Below are 16,276 nucleotides of genomic sequence, written 5' to 3' on the forward strand. Positions count from 1 at the left end.
TCACTTTCTTAGTTTTTCCATAAAATCGATGACTGGATCATTTGGTACCAGTTGAGCGGTCACTTTTATGTCTTTGGCTGCGATTGCTTCAAATACTGCTTCTTCTTCTTTCATGACCTTGATACTTTTCGTGATTTCTCTCGCACCTTCTTTGTGACTCATGTTTCCTACATTGATTGCAGCCAGCTCACCGCCCGCTTCTAAATACCGCAAGACATCTGTTGGATTTTTAAAAAGTAAAAAAATACGTTGCTTGCCATATTTGCCAGATTGAACATTTTTTGCCGCCGCAGCAACAGTTAAAACGGATAGCCGCATAGATGTAGGCGCTGCCATTCTTAATGAAGATTTTTGTAAAGAATCCATTGCCGCCTCATCATTGATCACGATGATCCGTTGTGTATTCAAACTTGTGGACCAAATTCCTGCCACTTGCCCATGAATCAAGCGTTCATCAATCCGTACATTGACAATATTCGCTTTGCCTTTAAATTCCTTATATTGTGCTAGATCTTCCTCTGCCACTTGCGTTTCTTCCGCTTCCGTTGCGATCATCTTGTTTTTGACATCTACGATACCCCCGCGTGCCAAATCGATCAATGCCTCGATTGTTGCTTGTGGATTAAGGGTCGCTTCCATGACTAAAGGTAAAGACATCCCCGCAATAATTGTAACTTCTTCATCTTCTAAGTAATTTTTTAGCGCTGTGTTGCATGGTGTCCCACCTAGCAGATCTGCAATAATCAAGGTCGAACCGTTAAGGGCTTTCATTTTCTCAGTTAATTCATGTTCAAATTGCAAATTATCGCCATCTGGTCTTAAAGAAAGTGTATGAACATGTTCTTGCACGCCAACAATCATCTCTAAACTGGCTTTGACTCCATCGGCCATGCTACCATGACTGACCAATAAGATATTTCTCATCTCTCTTCCCCCTTAAATAAACATCTAAGCTACTTAACATGTTAGCTATTGATTACGTACACTATATCACATATCAACTCAAACGTAAACCTAACATCTTAACATATTATATTTTTTTCTTGAAAAATTTAGATCCAAAATTAATCCATTGCCACAAACAAGTTAACATGTTATGGTAAGATTAATTGAATACCGCAAAAAAAGGAGGTCTCATGTGGTGATTCCCAAATATGAACAAATTAAGCAAGAATTATTAGCTGAAATCAAAAATCATTTATTTGTTCCTGGAGATAAGTTTTACTCAGAAGCAGATATCAAGAAAAAATATTCTGTCAGCTCGATCACAGCCGTTAAAGCATTGAATGAACTTACAACCGCTGGCTATCTCTATCGCGTCCAAGGAAAAGGGACCTTTGTTTCTAAATCAAAAGTCTCTCAATCAGTCAAATTCTCTGATATCGAATTACATTCATTAGATAAAGAAAAGGTCAAGGTCGTTTCGATAGAAGAAGCGCAAGAACCTGACATTTTAGAAGAACTTGGACTACCGAAAAATGGTTCTTATTATCGCATCAAACGAGTGCGGTATTTTGAGGATATCCCTTTCCTTGTGCATATCACTCATCTGCCAAAACGTTTGGTCAAGGAACCTATTAGTAAAGACTTATCTCAATACTCCAGTATCTACGAGAGAGTGAGAAAAGATTTTGGGATCGACCTCTTCTCTCTTTCATCTGTTGAGACGAATGAAATCGTCTTTCCCGATGATCCAGAATTATTGAACTTGTTAAAGTTAAGCTTTCGCGAACCAGTCGTCAAACAAGTCAAGCATTCTTTCCTAGCTGACCGTAGCGTAGCCGAATATATCATCAGTTACAAACACTGGAAATATTTCAAAACAAAAATCGAAGTAGAAGCAGAATAAGTATAACGGTAATAGCCGTAATTTCGCATCCATTGAATTAAATAAGCAAAACCAGAAGGAATCCATCAGACCGTTCTTTGAACGTTTTGTGGATTCCTTCTTAACTATATATATCTATCCATGATCAGAGTTACCTACTTAAAAAATAAATAAGGTTATTTATTTTCCGATTTTTCTGTTTTTTTATTTTGCCATTCGCTTTTTCTGATTATTTAGGTTATACTAGTTTAAAGTTAATATGTTAACAAATTAAGAGGAGTGGTATGATGGGATTACAACAAACAAAAGATTCCCTTATTTCCATAAGCAAGTCTGTCGATAGCGCCTGGCTAGCGAAACAAATTGATTGGTGTTGCCAAAAAATCGAACATAATATGACACGCTACGGTCTAGATTTTCCGTCGGCTTGCGCAACAAATGGGATCTATCGGATCAAACCTAATGATGACTGGACGAATGGCTTTTGGACTGGCATGTTATGGTTGGCTTATGAATGGACTGGCAAAGAGAAATTTCTCGTACGCGCCATGGAAAATATCCATAGTTTCAAAGAGCGTTTAACCACACATCACGTATTAGATCATCATGATATTGGTTTCTTATATAGTTTATCTGCTGGTGCAGGCTATCGTTTGACCGACAGCTTATTATGCAAAGAAGAATTGCTTCAAGCCGCAGATGTCTTACTTGCACGTTTTCAAGAAAAAGGACAATTTATCCAAGCCTGGGGCGCGTATGGCGATCCAAAAGAGTATCGCTTGATCATCGATTCATTGATCAACTTACCTTTATTGTTCCAAGCTTCTGAGATTTCAGGTAATGATCATTATCGAGAAGTAGCAAAGAAACATTACGAAACAGTGTTACGTACCGTTGTTAGAGAAAACGCAACAACTTTCCATACGTATTATTTTGATCCTTCAACCGGCACACCAACTCACGGTGCCACACATCAGGGAAATAGCGATGCGTCGATTTGGGCACGTGGACAAAGTTGGGCTGTTCTTGGGATTCCTTTAAATGAAAGTTATTTAAGATCTTCGTCTTTACCTAAAAATTATGAAGCAATCGTTGATGTCTTTTTGACACATTTACCAGAAGACCTTGTTCCTTATTGGGATTTTGATTTCACAGATGAATATCCTTCTGACAAAGATAGTTCCGCCTTAGCGATCACCGCCTGTGGATTATTAGAAGCCGCAAAAATGGAAGCGTATCCTCAGTCTGAAGAATTAGCGAAAGGAATGCTCTACCAATTAGGCGAACATTACACATCCTTGTCCGAACCTGATAATGAAGGTCTACTACTACATGGCGTATATGCCCATGCAGAAGGTAAAGGAATCGATGAACCTAATCTTTGGGGCGATTATTTCTACCTAGAAGCTCTGATGCGTTTAGCAAAACCCTCGTGGAAAAAATATTGGTAAGGAGAAACCAACATGCAAACTTTTGAAATAAAAGAAGACTTTCTTTTAGATGGGCAACCGATCAAATTGATCAGTGGCGCCATTCACTATTTTCGTCTTCCTCAATCACAATGGGAAGATAGCTTATATAACTTGAAAGCATTGGGCGCAAATACTGTCGAAACCTATATTCCTTGGAATATCCATGAACCCAAAGAAGGCGAATTCAACTTCGAAGGAATGAATGATTTCACTGCTTTTGTTGCACTTGCTCAACAACTCGGACTAATGGTGATCCTACGTCCTTCTGTATACATTTGTGCAGAATGGGAGTTTGGCGGTCTACCCGCTTGGTTATTAAAAGAACCAGGTATTCGTTTGCGTTCGACGGATGAACGATTTATGACAAAAGTCAAAAAATACTATGATGCCTTACTGCCTAAGATCCTACCTTTGCAGATTTCAAACGGTGGCCCTGTTATCATGATCCAAATCGAGAATGAATATGGTTCTTATGGAATGGAAAAAGCGTATCTACGTGAAACGAAGCAACTACTAGAGAATGCCGGAATCACTGTTCCTCTATTTACTTCTGATGGTGCTTGGAATGAAGTATTGGATGCTGGAACGCTGATTGAAGATGATGTATTCGTCACTGGTAATTTTGGTAGTCATTCTAAAGAGAATAGTGCGGTCTTGCAAGCCTTTTTTGAGAAGCATGGGAAAAAATGGCCCTTGATGTGTATGGAATATTGGGATGGTTGGTTCAATCGCTGGGGCGAGCCGATCATCAAACGAGATGCTCAAGACCTAGCGAATGAAGTCAAAGATATGTTAGAAGTTGGTTCTTTGAATCTGTACATGTTCCATGGAGGCACCAATTTTGGTTTTTATAATGGCTGTTCTGCTCGTGGAAATACCGACTTACCGCAATTGACAAGCTATGACTACGATGCGTTGCTCACTGAAGCTGGTGAACCTACAGAAAAATATTATGCTGTCCAACAAGCAATCAAAGAAGTTTGCCCCGACGTATGGCAAGCAGAACCACATACAAAACAATTAGACTCTCTTGGGAGTTACCCAATTGATACTAGCGTTTCTTTACTAAATACAAAAGAAACACTAGCAAAAGCGGTACCTACCGCATATCCTATGACGATGGAACAAGTCAGCAATGGATATGGCTATGTCTTATATTCCTTAGTGCTGAAAAACTATTACCATGAAAACAAAGTTCGGATCATCGAAGCAAGTGATCGAGTTTCCGTTTATGTGGACGAAACCTATCAATTGACGCAAGACCAAACAACGATCGGTGAAGAGTTCATGATCCAAGGAAAGACAGAAAGCGAAGAAATCCAATTAGATGTATTAGTAGAAAATCATGGAAGAGTCAATTATGGCTCAAAATTGAATAACCCGACCCAAACAAAAGGGATTCGTGGCGGAATCATGCAAGATATCCATTTCCATCAAGGCTATCTACATTATCCTTTGCCACTATCAGCCGAGCAACTTCAGCTGATCGACTATCAAGCTGGCAAAAATCCAGCTCACCCTTCGTTTTACCAGGTATCATTTGATGTAACAGAACCTGTAGATACGTATATTGATTGTTCCGCATATGGCAAAGGTGTTGTTTTTGTCAATGGGATCAACTTAGGGCGTTATTGGAATCGTGGCCCCATCTATTCACTTTATTGTCCAAAAGATTTCCTTAAAAAAGGGAAAAATGAAGTGGTGATCTTCGAAACAGAAGGCGTCGAGATCCACTCTTTAGATTTTCTCGCAGAACCGAAAGTTGAGCAAAGTGTTTGATAATGATAACTAAACAAAGACGAGGGTCATCATCTGATGACCCTCGTCTCTTTTCGTTGACAGTTATTCATGTTCTAATTCAATTTTCTTGGGTTGTTCTTCTGCTGGAACTTGTTCAAACTTCCGCAATAAATAAATCTTACGAATATTCAATACTAATGTTTTGATCACCGCATACACAGGGATACAGATTAACATTCCCATGATCCCAGCAACACTTCCTGCACCGATCAATACTAAAATGATCGTTAGTGGATGAATGTTCATTGTTTTTCCGAAGAGTAATGGCTTGATCACATTGCCATCCAATTGTTGGATAACAAGAATGGATAACGCCATGTAGAGTGCTTGAAATGGCGAAATAAACAGTCCGACAATAATCGCTGGTACTGCACCAATAAAAGGGCCAACGTACGGTATGATATTCGTCACTCCGCAAACGACTGCCAGCAACAAACTATATGGCTGCTTGAAAATCGTCATTGCAATAAAACTCATCACGCCAATGATCACTGCATCCACAATCGTGCTACTGATATAAGCAGATAACGTTTCATTCAACTCTCTGACCGTTTGGCGTAATTCTCCTCGGATTGCTTGAGGAAAGAAAGGCGATAACGCATCGATAAATTTATGTCCATCTTTGAACATAAATAATAAGATGAATGGGACAGTAAACAATAAAATAAAGAATTGCATCATAAAAGAAAGAATTCTTGAAACGCTCCCTGTCAGACTAACCAACAAGATATTGAACAAGTTGCTCAATGACAAATTGGCAGACGCAAACTGTTCTTCTAGATTCAATGAACGAAATTCTTCTCTTTGCATGATCTCAGTCAACCAACGACTTGTTTCGTCTGCATACGCAGGAATACTTCTAGTTAATTGCACTGCTTGATCAACCAATTGAGGCAAGATGTTCATGATGGTCAAAAAGACGATCACTAATAAGACAATCAATGTCAATAGATAGCCCAACACGCGTGGTACTCGATGTTTTTCTAAAAATAAGACAACTGGATTAAACATGTAATAGAAAAATCCAGCAATGATCAGTGGCATAATGATTGCAGATGCCATTCTCAAAATCGGGTGAAACACATTTGGCATACGTAAAATAAAGAAAACGCCAATAATCGTTAAGACTAATTCCACTGTCCAAAATAACAATTTTGACTCTTTGAACCTTGAATACATAGATATCCTCCAAATTTCATGCTTACAGATACTCTTATTTTATCATTTATTCATCGGTAAAGCGCTATTTTTTCTTTTATTTCTTGTTATTTAAAAAAAGTGTTTACTCAGGTAGACAAACTAACCAGATGTAAGTTAGTAATATTTTTATACGTGGATAATTCTTCGATCACTTCTGCATACGTCAATCCTTTTGGTAAATCGATCGTATACACGTTTTTATAAATACGGTAATCATCCACAAATTTTACATCAAAATTGACATCCTCGATCGTAATGTTTCTTTTTTCAAAATAATCATTCAAGAAATCCTTGGTTTCTTTTCGATGAATAAATTGGATCACTAATTTTTTTGTTGTTGGTACATGGATGATGCGCTTCACTACAGTCAATGCAAACACAATACCGACGAAACTAGTGAGTGCAATGGCATAAAAACCCATTCCGATTGCAATACCCAATCCTGCGATTGCCCAAAGTGATGCTGCGGTCGTTAACCCAGTCACTGATTGTTTCGTAACAATGATCGTACCTGCTCCTAAAAAGCCAACGCCACTGACAACTTGTGCAATCAAGCGAGCTTCATCTGAACGGAGGGTCCCAACTAATTCAGGATACTCTAATGCATTTCTCAACGCACCACTAGCAATTTCCACTTGGATCAAGGCAATAATACAAGCCCCCATACAAACCAAAATATGTGTACGCATCCCTGCTGGACGGTTTTTATATTGTCGCTCAAAACCAATTGCTCCGCCAAAAAGCAATGCGATACTCAATCGTATAATAATTTCTGGTATGGATAAAACCATATCCTCCATGAATATCCCCCCCTCTTATCAAATATAGCACGACTAAAAAAAACAAACAAAATATAACTATTTTTTATGACCTAAAAAAAAGCCACTGTGCCAGATCATCTGATAAAAACCAGATGATCTCCAGTGACTGAAATCTTTTCTATTATAATTTGCTTGCTGCTGCTTCATCAACAATGACTATCACATCATCATGATTTTGCAAAGCACTTGCTGGCATATCTGTGGTAACAGGTCCGTTGATCATTCCTTTGATTGCTTCTGCTTTACTTTCGCCATAAGCCATCAAGACGATTTTTTTGCCGTTTAGAATTGAGCCGATTCCCATAGAAACTGCTTTCGTTGGGACGTCTTCCACTTTATCAAAGAAACGTTTATTGGCATTGATTGTTGATTCAGTTAAATCGACAACACTTGTTTTTCCATCAAATGGAGCACCAGGCTCATTAAAACCGATGTGACCGTTTTGACCGATCCCTAAAATTTGGATATCGATTGGATGTTCTTCAATGATTTGGTCGTAGGATTGACAAGCTTGATCTAAATCAGCTGCTTTTCCATCAGGTACGAATGTTTCTTTAAATGGTTTCTTGTCGAATAATTCAACATTCATAAAATGGCGGTAGCTTTGATCATCTGAGCCACCTAGTCCAACATACTCATCCAAGTTAACAGAAGTCATGTTACTGAAATCCATGTCGCTTGAAGTCATTTCTTTATATAAAGTGATTGGCGTACTCCCTGTTGCTAAACCTAGAACTTTCGCACCATTTTCCATTCCATTTTTAATTATCTCAAAAGCTTTTTTTCCGCCTTCTTCAGCATTTTTCACACGAATGATTTCCATAACGATTACTCCTTTTGTTTTGGTATAGCCCAATTATAGCACCTTTATTTCAAAATGACAATATCTGTATAGACCAAATATAAAAAAATCATTTATTAAGGTTTAACTATCATTATTCCGTTTACCAAAACGATCACCTACAAATTTGAAAATAAATAATAGGTAAATAAAACATGTCACAAAATTTTGTTCTTATGAAAATGACTCTAGCCTCTCTTGAAATTCTGTTGAAAGGATATGGATTGAGGGTTTCTTTTTAATCTGTACAATGAGCTTTTTAGCGATCAAATATTGATTGATTTGTTTTAATTTAGGATAAGATATATTAAGGTGTTTTCTCAATTCAATGTCCGTAATATATTCATTTACCTCATTATATAAATGACCTTGAATCAATACAAATAATACTTCAACCATATCTTTGTCTTTCAGATCCAATTTTTTAAGATTATTAATTGCATTATCTAGTTTGGCTTTTGCTATCTGTAGCTCTTCAATCACCTTAGTTTGTCCATCAATAATCAATTGATACATATTTTGTACAAACAGAGTCAAATCCGCTTTATTTCTCGGATTTGAAACTTCTTCGAATAACTTTCCATAAGCTTTTTTGTCATGTGTGATTGCATTTGAAATTGTGATCCCAGTTAAAAAATCTAATTTTCTAGAAAGATAATTTGAAATTAAAAATCTCCCCATCCGACCATTTCCATCGTAAAAAGGATGGATATATTCAAAATAGTAATGGGTAATCACGCATTTTAATAAAAAAGGAATATCTTTTCTGTTCATAAATAAAACGAGATTATTTAAATCTCTTATGATTGTTTCCTCGTTAGGATTACCTTGCTGAACTCGTTTGTTCTCAGAACCTATATAGACTACTTCCTTTCTGAATAGCTGTCCATCTGGTTGATCCTCTTCTGGAATATCTTTACGAAATAATTCATCATATATATTTCGTATTTTCACAATATCGTGAATCTCCTCAAACTCAGACTCACCCAAGTTCATGTACATATTTACTATTCCTTTAAATCTAACTATTTCATCACTATTTCTTTTCTTTATTGCTGTTCCGATTTCTTTTCTTGTACTTTGTACACCTTCAATATCATTTGTTGATTTTATTTCATCAATGATTTGCGAATTAAAGATGTTTCTCTGGATAATCGGCGGAAGCATACTAATGTATCTTTCAATTTCTGATGAATTTTTTTGAATTCTTTCTTTTAAGTTTTCATGTTCTAATAATGGTATGTAAAATAGTTCATAACTTTCTGTTGTGATACGTTGCTCTCGATCAAAAGGATGAATTTTAAGTCCCGTCTTAAAAGTAGAAAAAAAGTTAAATCTAGAGTTATACTCTTCCTCAAATTCGTTTCTATTTTCATAAAAAGTAATTTTTAATGGTTTATAGCTCATTTTCACCACTTCTCCTTCACTCTATTTTAATAAAAATACCATTTATTAAAATATAATGCAATTTTTTCTTGATAACCAACATCTAAATCCATAATTATGCTATAACAAAATATACCAACTAAAAAGAACCTATCCTCTCCTTTAGTTGGTATACGAAATTTATATAGTTAATTAATTTATTCTATCTTATTTTCTTTTATCAGGATAAATAATTGCTTGAAAGAAAAACGCGCACAATTGGAAAATCAGTCCCGTAACAGTCACACCTACCCAACCATAATGCTGCCACATCATTGAGCCTAATAAAGATCCTGTTGCTCCACCGATAAAGTACATAAACATAAAAATCGTGTTGTTGCGATTACTTGTTGCTTCGCCAAGCCCTTGTACTCTGCTTTGATTCGCTACTTGCCCGAACTGGTTCCCAACATCTAATAAAATGATTGCAACTAATAGGACAGCAACATAGTCACCAGCAATGAATAAGGCTAGGAAACTGATTGTCTGCATCACTAAGCCCATGCCAACGATTCTTCTTTCTGAATAACTATCCGCCAAGCGACCCACGATTGGCGCAGCTACTGCTCCCGACAAACCAAAGATTGCCAAGATCCCTGCTTCAAAAGTTCCCCATCCATAAGCTGGACTACTGATATAAAAGATCAGCGTTGACCAAAAAAGCGAAAACGTTCCAAACATAAAAAAGCCATTGATTGCAGCTTCACGCAACAATCGTTGCTCTTTGACGAGTTTCGGTAAACTTTTTAGTGAGGCAAGATAAGAGACTGTTGACTCTTTTTCCAACGTTCCTTGTGTTCTCGGTAATTTTAAATAGAGTAGCACAGTGAGCGCTCCAACTAGGCAAAGGGCAAATAGGTAAACACTACGCCAAGAAAACCAACTAGCAAGAAGTCCTGAAACAGTTCGAGAGAGCAAGATTCCCATTAGTAAACCACTCAATAAGATCCCCATGGTTTTTCCTCGCGCTGCTGGTCCTGCAAGTACGGCGCCGTAAGGAATAATGATTTGCGGAACGATCGATAGTAGACCAATCAAGAAAGAAGCAACTGCAAATAAAGCAAAGTTTGGTGCGAAAAAGGCTACTAATAAGGATAGTGCAGATAATCCCGCCATGCGAATGATCAATTTAGGTCGATCGACAACATCCCCTAATGGAACTAAAAATAATAATCCTAATGCATAGCCTAACTGAGTCAGCATCGTCAACAAACCCACAGCACTCGTATTGACTGATAAATTTGCCGCTACTTTTGTGCCAATTGGTTGGATATAATACATATTTGCGACGACTACCCCACAGGTGATCGCTAATAATAAAATCAATGATTTCGAAAGCGGTGTTTGCTTATTCATTTCCATCGGATTCCCCCATTTCCTTTCTTAGTTTACAACTTCTTAGAATAATTGAAAACAGGGAGGCTCAAATAAAATAAATAAAGTTATTTAACTAAATGTTTTCTTCGATCTCGATAGATAATGACCACCAATACTGTTAAAACTAACACACTAGCGACCAAAACAAGTGCTTTTATATGTTCCCCATGAAACAATGCTTCTCCGCCACACGCATATAAAAGGGAAGATGGCACTACGCCGATAAGGATCGATAATAATAACTCACGAACCGAAAGATTTAAGGAGGTTGCGGCAAAGTTAACGACAGAAGACGGAATCACCGGTACCATATAGCCGATCATGACTCCTATTTTTGGATGCTTCATCCGACGTATTGCTTTGACCCAACGATTCTCTTTTTTACTATGATCCATAAAGGTTAAATGTTGCATCAAAACGATCGATAAGATATTTCCAAGTGCATTGCCTGTTACATTGATAACTGTTCCTAGAAATGGACCATAACTTAGGCCGACGACCACACCGATCACAGAAGTAGGAATACCTGGCACCGCACACATCAAACTGATCAACAATGTCAAAATAAACGCAGCAGATACTCCGTGTGAACGAATTTCTCGCATCCATTCTTTGCGACTTGCCTGTGGATCTAGTAATAAGTGGATATCTGGTCGATACTCTAAATAAAGTTGATAGCCAACAAACAAAATCAGCAGTAATCCTAAACCAATCAATGTATTACGTATATATTGCTTTTTCATAGCGACTTCTTCTCCTCCTCAGACTTACTCACTGTTAGTGTATCATTAGATGAGGAAACAGAACAAACGTGATACTTAAAATACCAGACTTTCTATCACCATTATTCTAAACATGCTGAAAGCAAAACAATTCGCTCAAAAAATACCGAAATCACTCATATCAAAGGCTTCGGTGCATAATAATGAATAGAAAAGATTTAATTACTTTTACTTTGCAATAATTCACTGCTTTTAGTTTACCTTGGTTGCTTTAATATCTGGCTTTCTAATTTTTCATTAATATTTCCTATTTGTTTCTACATCGTAAGAGGATTTTTTCGATTCACCAGACTTTACTATCAGAGGATTTATTGTATATAAAGTCTATAGCTACGTTTAAATTCAATATTTGCCATTTTCATCACTGCTTTTATTGCTTCATCTGAAGAGTCGAACTGATACTTACTCTTTTCGAATCCATCTTCAACTATTGTATATCGTTCTTGATCATAACTGATAAGTAAATAGCGATCTTTTTTAAACGTAAGAATTTTTAACTTAAAACAATCCTTCGATTTAAATTTTCTTTTCAAAAATTGCTTTAATTGCTTTTTACAAATCATGTTCATTTTACTATGCCTCTACTTTCTTCATAGACTTAGTAATTCTGTGTTTTTTATTGAATCGATGAACAAATCTGTTTACTTCTTTATCAAATAATTCTTTTTTTAACGTTCGACTAATATAAAAAACTTGTACCTCCTTATCCTCTATTATAAAAGCAATTCGAAAATTTTCTTTTCCTAAACGGATTTTCATTTCATAAATCGATGGTTTTACAGGTGTATCAACAAGTTTGATTCGATAAAAGTTGTGTGTCAAATACTCATTCACTTTATATAAGATTATTTCTTGATACCTTTTTGATTGATTCTCAGAAAATATATTCAGAATTTCTTTACTGACTTTAACTTCATATGTCATGCCTATCCCTTCTTACATATATTTTTAAAGTCTATCTATCCACACTTTCTCACTGATAAGCTTTATGAAATTAAGCACGTGTTGTCCTTCTATTGCTTTGCCTGGTTAAAGTTTCAATCATTTTCACTTTTCTATGATAGTGACATTTGCTTTTCCACAAGTTAGTTCTTGTTCTAATATTGACTTTATTTGCAATGCACATTCTTTTGAAAATGGTTCAGCCTCTTCCCATGATCCTAATAATGGATAATTATGGCGTACCGTTTTAACATACTGTTTATTTTTTACTCCTCGCGTTTGGACTTCTACATAATACATAACTATACCTTCTTTGTTAAATTATTTATGTAAAGGCTACTCTTTCAAGTAGCTGAGAAAAAAATGGCAGAAAACACAGAAGATCTGGCGAGATTAATTGAAGGTTGCAACGACAAGCCTTTTGTCCTAAAAGTTGGATAGAAGATCATGCACCACAACATAATTATAGTCTATAAAAACAAGGCTTTTTATTCGTTTTAATTATATCTGCTATAAAAAATACCACCCGAAGGTGGATGGGAATGGCATTTAGTTGGGAGTTGGTTTGCGCGGTGATTTTAGTATAAAAAATTATTCAGAACATTAATTGAAAAACGGAAAATATCTCACAAGTGTCATTGAGGGAGATTTTACTTTTATCTACTCTTCATAAAACCAACTTCTATTTCTTTCAGTAATCTTTTAAACGTCATCACCCCAGTTTCCTCAGAAGAGCTTAAAACAAACATGGTGGCTTTACCATTACCTATCTTTTGTAGCATCTCCTTTTCAACTAAGTTATTTACATTTTTTCTAACAGTGTGATCTTTATAGCTTGTAGAATTTACTATATCTTTAATTTTAAAAGCAGGTTTTTCCATGGCATATTTAATTATGCTAGTTTCTACTTCGTTCAGACCACTTAAACTTTCTAACATATTTATTTTCCATATCCTGACTTCAGTAGAATCAAAATTGGTATCAACTTCTGGAGTACGCAAGCTGTTCTTTGTAGCTACCTCAAAAATTCTAGGTCCTCCTGATCCTCCTTTTTCAGCAATTCCTACTCTTCTAAATAACGTTGAGATAATCGAATTTCTTGTTACAGAAAAACTTCCATTTATAAATTCCTCTTTAGAAACTTTCATTTCTCCCGGGTTGTAGAAACTTACGTAATCATCACAATTGATTATTTTAATTACTTTATCAGAGTCATAATAAGCATGCATTAATGTATTTACTAATGCTTCTTTTAATGCAAGTAATAAGTCTGTTCTATAGGACCCTCTCGTCATATTTTCTTCTTGTCTATAGGAATCAGGCACACTAAGTTCTAATTTTTGAATAACTAAATTGTAGAACGAAAACAAGTTCATCTCAGGATAATTCATATCTCCACTTGATACCCTATCTCGCCAGTCAGTATCTAAAAAGCTTTGTTTTTTAAAATAATCTAATTGAAATTTTTTAAATCTATCAGTTATAGAATTATATTTGCCAAAAAATAATAATCCGCCTATTGTTAGTCTATATGGCGACTTAGAAGCTTGTCTATCTTTTTTTAATACTCCAATATTCTTTAATAATTCTTCATGACTAAGCTCTAAATATTTATAATTATTCGTATTTTTATAAAGTAGATTTTTATATTCGTTCACTGTTTCAAGATTTAAATCGTCTATGTCATAGTTTTGCAACAGCTCACTATCAATATCATTCTGCGAGTCTACGATTAGATATTTAAATTGTGCATCATCTGCAATACGATCACCATCGTCTGTTCTAATATATGTTTTACTTTTGTTGTTGTTTATATAAACTGGTCTTCTTTCATACGGTGCTTTGGGTACATTTATTTCTATAATAGATTTACCTGATACTTTGAATGTTTGAACATCTTCATTAGTAAGTAAATTAACACTAACTTTTTGTTTATCATGGATACAATTCCAAAATTCCGTAATAACTTTTTCTGGGTTGTCGACTCCAACTACTTGGTATTCTTTTTTAGATACTAGCTCTTCTATACCTAAAATTATAATTCCGCCATTAGTATTTGCAAACGCACTATAAGTTGACCATACATCATTCGATAGTTTAGTTTGAGACTTTTTAAACTCAAGTTGGAAATTTTCTTTTGGTTCTGTGAAGATTTCATCTTTCAATTCAATAAACTTAATTTTTTACACCCCCTGATCTTAATTCAAAAGCATTTCAAAAGTATTTCAAAAGTATTCTTCTTTAAAAAATGTTGCTATTTCAACCTTTCCAATATAATTATGCTCAATAGTCTAGATAAATCAAAAGTATTTCAAAAGAATTGACAATATAAAAATTCGAGATATAATTTAGGTTTAATATATTTTAATCTGAATATTATGCCCATCATTAGATAGAGAATAACTCTAATGAGAGGTTTTTTTGTATACTCTAGAACTCGAACCTACACACCTTCTATTATGAGCTAAATACTCTATCTAACTGAGCTAAAGGTACAGGTTGTTACCACTAATTTATTTTTGAGTATGTAAATGAGAAATCGCGGCAACAAACTTGTTATCATAATAAAAGTACGTGTATGGACGGTTATGAAATTGATTATTTTGTATATGATGACAAAAATATTTTGTTGAATGATTTTTAACTTCGTCAATAAGCATTAGTTCATACAAGCTGTTCACATATAGTATGATATACTTTTATTATGTTCTTCTCTATTATGCAAATAAGCATATATAAGGGTTTTATTTGGAAGAATTTATGGCAACGTCCTATACTTAAATTATCAAATAAAAAGGACGTGAAGATAAATGTCAGATTTAGAACACAAAGAAGAAAAAGCTTTAGACAAAATTGTTGCTACAGTCAATAAACTGGATAAAGAATTAAATGAACTTGATACGTTATCTGAAAATCCAGAAAAAAAACACAACCTAAAAAAATGGTTAGTTGAACGTAAGGCGATTCATGAAATCAAAAAAATTCTTCATGAAGCTGATAAATACGAAAAATATGATGAAAAAGAACTTGATAAAGAATTTAAAGAAATTAATGATCTATTACAATAATCTGTTAAAACGACTCATTTTGAGTCGTTTTTTTATACAAAAACACTACCAGAACGCTTCTGGATAATAGTTGAGTTACAAGAAGATTATACACGTACCCAAATTCCTTTTAGCTACTATCATCTATCGCCAACTATATCTAATCACGAATAAGTTTTAGCAATAGACTTGATGAACATCTTTCTTTCCTGCTACTACTCATGATCAAATGGTTTTTACGTTTTTACTTATGTTGCCACGAGTTATACTAGAAACACAGCGCATTTCAAGAAACAAAAAAAGGCTAAAAACCTTAATCAATAAGGTTTTTAGCCGATCAAAAATCAATAAAATTATTTAACTGTTACAGAAGCGCCAACTTCTTCAAGTTTAGCTTTTAATTCTTCAGCTTCTTCTTTAGAAACGCCTTCTTTAACTGGTGCAGGAGCGCCATCAACTACAGCTTTAGCTTCTTTCAAGCCTAAGCCAGTTGCTTCACGAACTGCTTTGATAACTTTAACTTTTTGGTCTCCAGCTGCAGTTAATTCTACAGTGAATTCAGTTTGTTCTTCAGCAGCAGCACCGCCACCAGCAGCAACTGCAGCTACAGGAGCAGCAGCAGATACGCCAAATTCTTCTTCAATAGCTTTAACTAGGTCGTTAAGTTCTAGGATAGTTGCTTCTTTTAACTCAGCAACGATGTTTTCAATGTTCAATGCCATTTTTGTTTCCTCCATTTTA

Annotated in this window: 15 protein-coding genes; 4 read left to right on the forward strand and 11 right to left on the reverse strand. The window is 35.3% G+C overall.

Annotated features, from left to right (window positions below; genetic code table 11):
- Nucleotides 1-924, reverse strand: a complete 924-nt coding sequence (locus IGK77_RS12705) for a PTS mannose/fructose/sorbose transporter subunit IIAB (RefSeq protein ID WP_074799365.1) — start codon at nucleotides 922-924, stop codon at nucleotides 1-3.
- A gap of 217 nt (nucleotides 925-1,141) precedes the next feature.
- Between IGK77_RS12705 and IGK77_RS12710 the strand changes: the two genes are divergently transcribed.
- The 3 genes from IGK77_RS12710 to IGK77_RS12720 all read left to right on the forward strand — a co-directional run bounded on the left by IGK77_RS12710 (nucleotide 1,142) and on the right by IGK77_RS12720 (nucleotide 5,079).
- On the forward strand, nucleotides 1,142-1,849 hold the full coding sequence (locus IGK77_RS12710) for a GntR family transcriptional regulator (protein WP_029593931.1): 708 nt from the start codon (nucleotides 1,142-1,144) through the stop codon (nucleotides 1,847-1,849).
- Between the two features lie 266 nt (nucleotides 1,850-2,115).
- Entirely contained in the window at nucleotides 2,116-3,279 is a 1,164-nt protein-coding gene (locus tag IGK77_RS12715) for a glycoside hydrolase family 88 protein (protein WP_019722288.1), read from the forward strand.
- Between the two features lie 12 nt (nucleotides 3,280-3,291).
- Nucleotides 3,292-5,079, forward strand: a complete 1,788-nt coding sequence (locus IGK77_RS12720) for a glycoside hydrolase family 35 protein (protein ID WP_074799364.1) — start codon at nucleotides 3,292-3,294, stop codon at nucleotides 5,077-5,079.
- Between the two features lie 63 nt (nucleotides 5,080-5,142).
- Here the strand turns inward: IGK77_RS12720 and IGK77_RS12725 are convergent, their stop codons facing one another.
- From IGK77_RS12725 to IGK77_RS12765, 9 genes are all read right to left on the reverse strand, one after another.
- Nucleotides 5,143-6,279, reverse strand: a complete 1,137-nt coding sequence (locus IGK77_RS12725; protein ID WP_010734294.1) for an AI-2E family transporter — start codon at nucleotides 6,277-6,279, stop codon at nucleotides 5,143-5,145.
- Between the two features lie 107 nt (nucleotides 6,280-6,386).
- Nucleotides 6,387-7,100: an MgtC/SapB family protein gene (locus IGK77_RS12730; protein ID WP_010734293.1), complete on the reverse strand. Its 714-nt coding sequence runs from the start codon at nucleotides 7,098-7,100 to the stop codon at nucleotides 6,387-6,389.
- Between the two features lie 142 nt (nucleotides 7,101-7,242).
- Complete coding sequence (gene nagB / locus IGK77_RS12735) at nucleotides 7,243-7,944, reverse strand: glucosamine-6-phosphate deaminase (protein ID WP_023520342.1); 702 nt, start codon at nucleotides 7,942-7,944, stop codon at nucleotides 7,243-7,245.
- Between the two features lie 192 nt (nucleotides 7,945-8,136).
- Nucleotides 8,137-9,369, reverse strand: coding sequence for a Fic family protein (locus tag IGK77_RS12740; protein ID WP_074799363.1), 1,233 nt, complete (start codon nucleotides 9,367-9,369; stop codon nucleotides 8,137-8,139).
- A gap of 186 nt (nucleotides 9,370-9,555) precedes the next feature.
- On the reverse strand, nucleotides 9,556-10,749 hold the full coding sequence (locus IGK77_RS12745) for an MFS transporter (RefSeq protein WP_074799362.1): 1,194 nt from the start codon (nucleotides 10,747-10,749) through the stop codon (nucleotides 9,556-9,558).
- A gap of 80 nt (nucleotides 10,750-10,829) precedes the next feature.
- Nucleotides 10,830-11,507, reverse strand: coding sequence for a TVP38/TMEM64 family protein (locus IGK77_RS12750; protein WP_074799361.1), 678 nt, complete (start codon nucleotides 11,505-11,507; stop codon nucleotides 10,830-10,832).
- Nucleotides 11,508-12,119: 612 nt separating this feature from the next.
- A complete protein-coding gene (locus IGK77_RS12755) occupies nucleotides 12,120-12,470 on the reverse strand; it encodes a hypothetical protein (protein WP_071866449.1) in 351 nt (116 codons plus the stop codon).
- Nucleotides 12,471-12,593: 123 nt separating this feature from the next.
- On the reverse strand, nucleotides 12,594-12,788 hold the full coding sequence (locus IGK77_RS12760) for a hypothetical protein (protein ID WP_019722298.1): 195 nt from the start codon (nucleotides 12,786-12,788) through the stop codon (nucleotides 12,594-12,596).
- 356 nt (nucleotides 12,789-13,144) lie between these two features.
- A complete protein-coding gene (locus IGK77_RS12765; protein WP_256209237.1) occupies nucleotides 13,145-14,653 on the reverse strand; it encodes an RNA-binding domain-containing protein in 1,509 nt (502 codons plus the stop codon).
- A gap of 645 nt (nucleotides 14,654-15,298) precedes the next feature.
- Between IGK77_RS12765 and IGK77_RS12770 the strand changes: the two genes are divergently transcribed.
- Nucleotides 15,299-15,556: a hypothetical protein gene (locus tag IGK77_RS12770; protein ID WP_010734286.1), complete on the forward strand. Its 258-nt coding sequence runs from the start codon at nucleotides 15,299-15,301 to the stop codon at nucleotides 15,554-15,556.
- A 332-nt stretch (nucleotides 15,557-15,888) separates the two neighbouring features.
- Here the strand turns inward: IGK77_RS12770 and rplL are convergent, their stop codons facing one another.
- The gene (gene rplL, locus IGK77_RS12775; RefSeq protein WP_010734285.1) at nucleotides 15,889-16,257 is read right to left on the reverse strand and encodes a 50S ribosomal protein L7/L12; all 369 of its coding nucleotides are present in this window, start codon (nucleotides 16,255-16,257) and stop codon (nucleotides 15,889-15,891) included.
- Nucleotides 16,258-16,276: the final 19 nt, after the last annotated feature.

The organism is Enterococcus sp. DIV0806c (genome assembly GCF_051710905.1).
Taxonomy (GTDB): domain Bacteria; phylum Bacillota; class Bacilli; order Lactobacillales; family Enterococcaceae; genus Enterococcus_B; species Enterococcus_B mundtii.

Bases quoted from the DNA above. Each gene is read 5' to 3' on its own strand.
- IGK77_RS12755 (WP_071866449.1), bottom strand. From the start codon at position 12,470: ATGACATATGAAGTTAAAGTCAGTAAAGAAATTCTGAATATATTTTCT.
- IGK77_RS12730 (WP_010734293.1), bottom strand. From the start codon at position 7,100: ATGGAGGATATGGTTTTATCCATACCAGAAATTATTATACGATTGAGT.
- IGK77_RS12760 (WP_019722298.1), bottom strand. From the start codon at position 12,788: ATGTATTATGTAGAAGTCCAAACGCGAGGAGTAAAAAATAAACAGTAT.
- IGK77_RS12745 (WP_074799362.1), bottom strand. From the start codon at position 10,749: ATGGAAATGAATAAGCAAACACCGCTTTCGAAATCATTGATTTTATTA.
- IGK77_RS12740 (WP_074799363.1), bottom strand. From the start codon at position 9,369: ATGAGCTATAAACCATTAAAAATTACTTTTTATGAAAATAGAAACGAA.
- IGK77_RS12705 (WP_074799365.1), bottom strand. From the start codon at position 924: ATGAGAAATATCTTATTGGTCAGTCATGGTAGCATGGCCGATGGAGTC.
- IGK77_RS12720 (WP_074799364.1), top strand. From the start codon at position 3,292: ATGCAAACTTTTGAAATAAAAGAAGACTTTCTTTTAGATGGGCAACCG.
- rplL (WP_010734285.1), bottom strand. From the start codon at position 16,257: ATGGCATTGAACATTGAAAACATCGTTGCTGAGTTAAAAGAAGCAACT.
- nagB (WP_023520342.1), bottom strand. From the start codon at position 7,944: ATGGAAATCATTCGTGTGAAAAATGCTGAAGAAGGCGGAAAAAAAGCT.
- IGK77_RS12770 (WP_010734286.1), top strand. From the start codon at position 15,299: ATGTCAGATTTAGAACACAAAGAAGAAAAAGCTTTAGACAAAATTGTT.
- IGK77_RS12715 (WP_019722288.1), top strand. From the start codon at position 2,116: ATGGGATTACAACAAACAAAAGATTCCCTTATTTCCATAAGCAAGTCT.
- IGK77_RS12725 (WP_010734294.1), bottom strand. From the start codon at position 6,279: ATGTATTCAAGGTTCAAAGAGTCAAAATTGTTATTTTGGACAGTGGAA.
- IGK77_RS12750 (WP_074799361.1), bottom strand. From the start codon at position 11,507: ATGAAAAAGCAATATATACGTAATACATTGATTGGTTTAGGATTACTG.